Origin of the sequence: Pseudonocardia pini, from assembly GCF_013870575.1 — a bacterium.
In the GTDB taxonomy this organism is placed as follows: Bacteria; Actinomycetota; Actinomycetes; order Mycobacteriales; family Pseudonocardiaceae; genus Pseudonocardia; species Pseudonocardia pini.
On the sequence record NZ_JACBXB010000559.1, the window covers coordinates 1 to 3,793 of the forward strand.

Genomic DNA, 3,793 nt, shown 5'->3' on the forward strand with positions numbered 1-3,793 from the left:
CGAGCGGCAGGAACAGCCCGCCCGTCCCCGCGAAGGCCCCACCCGCGAGCAGCACGGGCTCGGCGGGGGCGAAGGGCACGGCGGACCACGCCAGCAGGAAGACGTACGCGGCCAGGGGAGCCACCGGTAACGGCACGGTCTCGACCGTAGAGGATCTCGATGTCGTCCCGGTGACTACCGCTGAGGAAGCGCTGAGCGGCAGGATCGGCTCCGTGGAGCTCTCAGGGACGCGGCGGGCGTTGCACGGGATCGCCGAGCTGGTGCTCGCCGGGCCGCAGCACCGGGCGGCGGGCACCATCCGGCTGCGGGTGACGCCGGGCGGGTTCGGCCAGGTCGCGGGCCCGATCAGGGTGGAGGGCACGGACCTGGTGTGGGCGGACGGACGAGCCCCGTTGGCGGGGACCTACCGCGAGCTGGCCGCCCGCGCCGGTGTGGAGCCCGAGGTGCCGGAGGGGGTGTACCCCGACCACTCGGGCGTCTCCCCGGACGACGAGATCGTCGTCGACCGGGAGGCCACCGACCTGCTCCTCGGGTGGTTCGGCACCGGCGAGCAGGCCTTGCGGGCGTTCGCGGCAGGGCCTGGTGCAGCGATCGAGCCCGTGCTGTGGCCCGAGCACTTCGATCTCGCGATCGCGAAGGAGGAGGTCACCTACGGCGTCTCACCCGGCGATGCCGGACACGAGCAGCCGTACGCGTACGTGGGCCCGTGGAAGCCGCGCGAAGGCGCGTTCTGGAACGCGAGCTTCGGCGCGGTCCACGAGCTCACCGACGAGCAGACCCTGCAGGCCTTCTTCAGCGAAGGCGCGAGCAGAACCCGATGAGCGAACGGCACTCTCGCTCACTAGGTGTGAACGAGGGTGCCGCTCGTTCGGTCGTCAGCGGAGGGCGCGGTTGATCGCCGAGACGAGCGCCTTGAAGCTGGCGCTCACGATCGAGGAGTCGATGCCCACGCCCCAGAGCACGGTGTCCTCCACCGCGCACTCCACGTAGGCCGCGGCGCGGGCGTCGTCCCCGCCGCCCATGGCGTGCTCGTGGTAGTCGAGGACCCGGACGTCGAACCCGATCCCGGCCAGCGCGTCGACGAACGCCGCGAGCGGGCCGTTGCCGGTGCCGTGGATCTCGTGCAGGTCGTTCTCCACCCGCACGGTCGCGACGATCTCGTCCCGGCCCTCGCCGTCGCTGGTCAGCCGGTGGCGGATCAGCTTGAGCGGGGTCTCGCGGGTGAGGTACTCGGTCTCGAAGACGTCGCGCATCTCCTTGGGGGAGACCTCGCCGCCCTCCGAGTCGGTGACCTCCTGGACGACCTTCGAGAACTCCATCTGGAGCCGCCGCGGCAGGTCCAGCGAGTGCTCGGTCTTCATGATGTAGGCGACGCCGCCCTTGCCGGACTGGCTGTTCACCCGGATCACGGCCTCGTAGGTGCGGCCGATGTCCTTCGGGTCGACGGGCAGGTACGGCACCTCCCACGGGTGCTCGTCCACCGGGTGGCCCGCCTCCGCGGCGTCGGCCTTCATGGCGTCGAAGCCCTTGTTGATCGCGTCCTGGTGCGAGCCGGAGAAGGCCGTGTAGACCAGGTCGCCGCCCCACGGGTGCCGCTCGGCCACGGGCAGCTGGTTGCAGTACTCGACGGTGCGGCGGATCTCGTCGATGTCCGAGAAGTCGATCTGCGGGTCGATGCCCTGGGTGAACAGGTTCATCCCCAGGGTGACCAGGTCGACGTTGCCCGTGCGCTCGCCGTTGCCGAACAGGCAGCCCTCGATGCGGTCCGCGCCTGCCTGGTAGCCCAGCTCGGCGGCGGCCACGCCGGTGCCGCGGTCGTTGTGCGGGTGCAGTGACAGGACGATGCCGTCTCGCCGTGCCAGGTTGCGGTGCATCCACTCGATGCTGTCCGCGTAGACGTTCGGCGTGGCCATCTCGACCGTCGCGGGCAGGTTGACGATCATCGGCCGCTCCGGCGTGGGCTGCCAGATCTCCGAGACGGCGTTGCAGACCTCGACGGCGTACTGCAGCTCCGTGCCGGTGTAGGACTCCGGCGAGTACTCGAAGCGCCAGTCCGTGTCCGGGTACTTCTCGCTGATCTGCTGCACGAACTCGGCGCCGTCGGTGGCGATCTTGGTGATGCCCGCGCGGTCCTGCCGGAAGACCACGCGCCGCTGCAGCACCGAGGTGGAGTTGTAGAGGTGCACGATCGCGCTGTGGGCGCCCTCGCACGCCTCGAAGGTCCGCTCGATCAGCTCGGGGCGGGCCTGGGTCAGCACCTGGATCCGGACGTCGGCGGGGATCGCGCCCTGCTCGATGATCTCGCGGACGAAGTCGAAGTCCGTCTGCGAGGCCGCCGGGAAGCCGACCTCGATCTCCTTGTAGCCCATGCGGACCAGCAGGTCGAACATGCGGCGCTTGCGCGCCGGGCTCATCGGGTCGATGAGCGCCTGGTTGCCGTCTCGCAGGTCCACCGCACACCACAGCGGGGCGGTGGTGATCCGGGTGTCCGGCCAGGTGCGGTCCGGCAGGGACACCGGCTCCACCAGCTCGTGGAACGGCTTGTACCGGCCGAAGGGCATATGACTGCCCTTCTGCGTGTTCCACGGCGTCTGGCTCGCGGGCGCGGGCACCGACGGCGTACGGATCTTCGAGGAGGACGACGAGGTGTACGCGTCGGGAGAGAGGGTCATCGCGGGTGGCTCCTTGGCCGAGTCTGCTGGTTCGAGACCGAGAGAGACCGGCGCACGCCAGAACCCGCGACGAGGGGCCGGTCGGTCAGACCCCGCCGCGGCGGCGAAGGAGGAGGCGCGCCATACCCCGACTGTAACCCGCCGCCCCCCGCCACTGGCAAGCCGGTCACCTGCCGTCACCCGTTGCCACTCGTTCGGGCCGGCGCGGCAGACCGTGCACCCCGGCCGGAAAGTGAGAGGATCGGACTCCAGGGTCGTGTCGGGGAGGATTCACAATGGCGGTGGGAACGAGCGTGCGACGCGGAGCAGGTCTGCTGGCCACGGTGCTCAACTGGATCGGCATGCTGATCGTGGCGATCCTGGTCGTGCACATCGTGCTGACCCTGCTCGACGCGAACCCGGCCAACGGGCTCACCATCCTGATCGCGGACCTGGCCGCGTACTTCAACCTCGGCCTGGACAACCTCTTCCTCGTGGAGGGCCCCAAGCTCGCGGTCACCCTGAACTACGGCACGGCCGCCGTCATCTGGCTGATCATCACCGCGATCGTCACGAGGCTGGTCCGCCGGATCGGCTAGATCGCGTAGGGCCACACGGCCAGCGCGTAGCCGCCGAACCAGGCCGAGGCCGGCACCGCCGCGACCAGCACGGACACCCGCGTGCCCGGCCTGCGTCGGGCCAGGGCCAGCGCGGGCACGACGAGCAGGGTGAAGGCGGGCACGAGCAGCCGGGCCTTCGAGGACATCAGCCCGTCGCTGCCCAGGTCCATGACGAGCACGCCTGCCGCGTAGACGACGAGCGGCCAATGCAGCCGACCGCGGACGGCCTCCCGGATCGCGACCACCAGCGCCGCCACCGCGACGAGCAGGACCGCGACCGTGGCCACTCCCATGATCGACGGAGCCCGGCCGAGCGCGTCGCCCGCGTAGCCGAGGGTGGCGCGACCGCCGTCGAACTGTGAGTCCCAGCCCCGCCGCTGCAGGGCGAACCAGCCCGTGGGTTCCCCGGTCCGCAGCGCGACGTACCCGAGGTACCCCGCGAGCCCGGTGCAGGCGAGCACCGCCCCCGCCCACGGCGTGAGCGGGCGGAACCCTCGCTCGGGAGGTGCGGACGAGAGTGCC

The 3,793-nt window shown here is 70.8% G+C and carries 3 protein-coding genes and 1 pseudogene; 2 read left to right on the forward strand and 2 right to left on the reverse strand.

The features are described 5' to 3' along the window. The first annotated feature begins 212 nt into the window (after nucleotides 1-212). Nucleotides 213-821: a hypothetical protein gene (locus H5J29_RS24660; protein ID WP_181783418.1), complete on the forward strand. Its 609-nt coding sequence runs from the start codon at nucleotides 213-215 to the stop codon at nucleotides 819-821. Nucleotides 822-875: 54 nt separating this feature from the next. On the opposite strand, the gene leuA is transcribed toward H5J29_RS24660, so the two are convergent. Further along, complete coding sequence (gene leuA / locus H5J29_RS24665) at nucleotides 876-2,672, reverse strand: 2-isopropylmalate synthase (RefSeq protein WP_181783419.1); 1,797 nt, start codon at nucleotides 2,670-2,672, stop codon at nucleotides 876-878. A gap of 275 nt (nucleotides 2,673-2,947) precedes the next feature. Here leuA and H5J29_RS24670 point away from each other — a divergent pair, with 275 nt between their 5' ends. Continuing rightward, complete coding sequence (locus H5J29_RS24670) at nucleotides 2,948-3,250, forward strand: hypothetical protein (protein ID WP_181783420.1); 303 nt, start codon at nucleotides 2,948-2,950, stop codon at nucleotides 3,248-3,250. Here H5J29_RS24670 and H5J29_RS24675 read toward each other — a convergent pair. Then, nucleotides 3,247-3,793 (reverse strand): annotated as a pseudogene (locus H5J29_RS24675) (hypothetical protein); the annotation flags it as partial. The gene H5J29_RS24670 and the pseudogene H5J29_RS24675 overlap by 4 nt on opposite strands.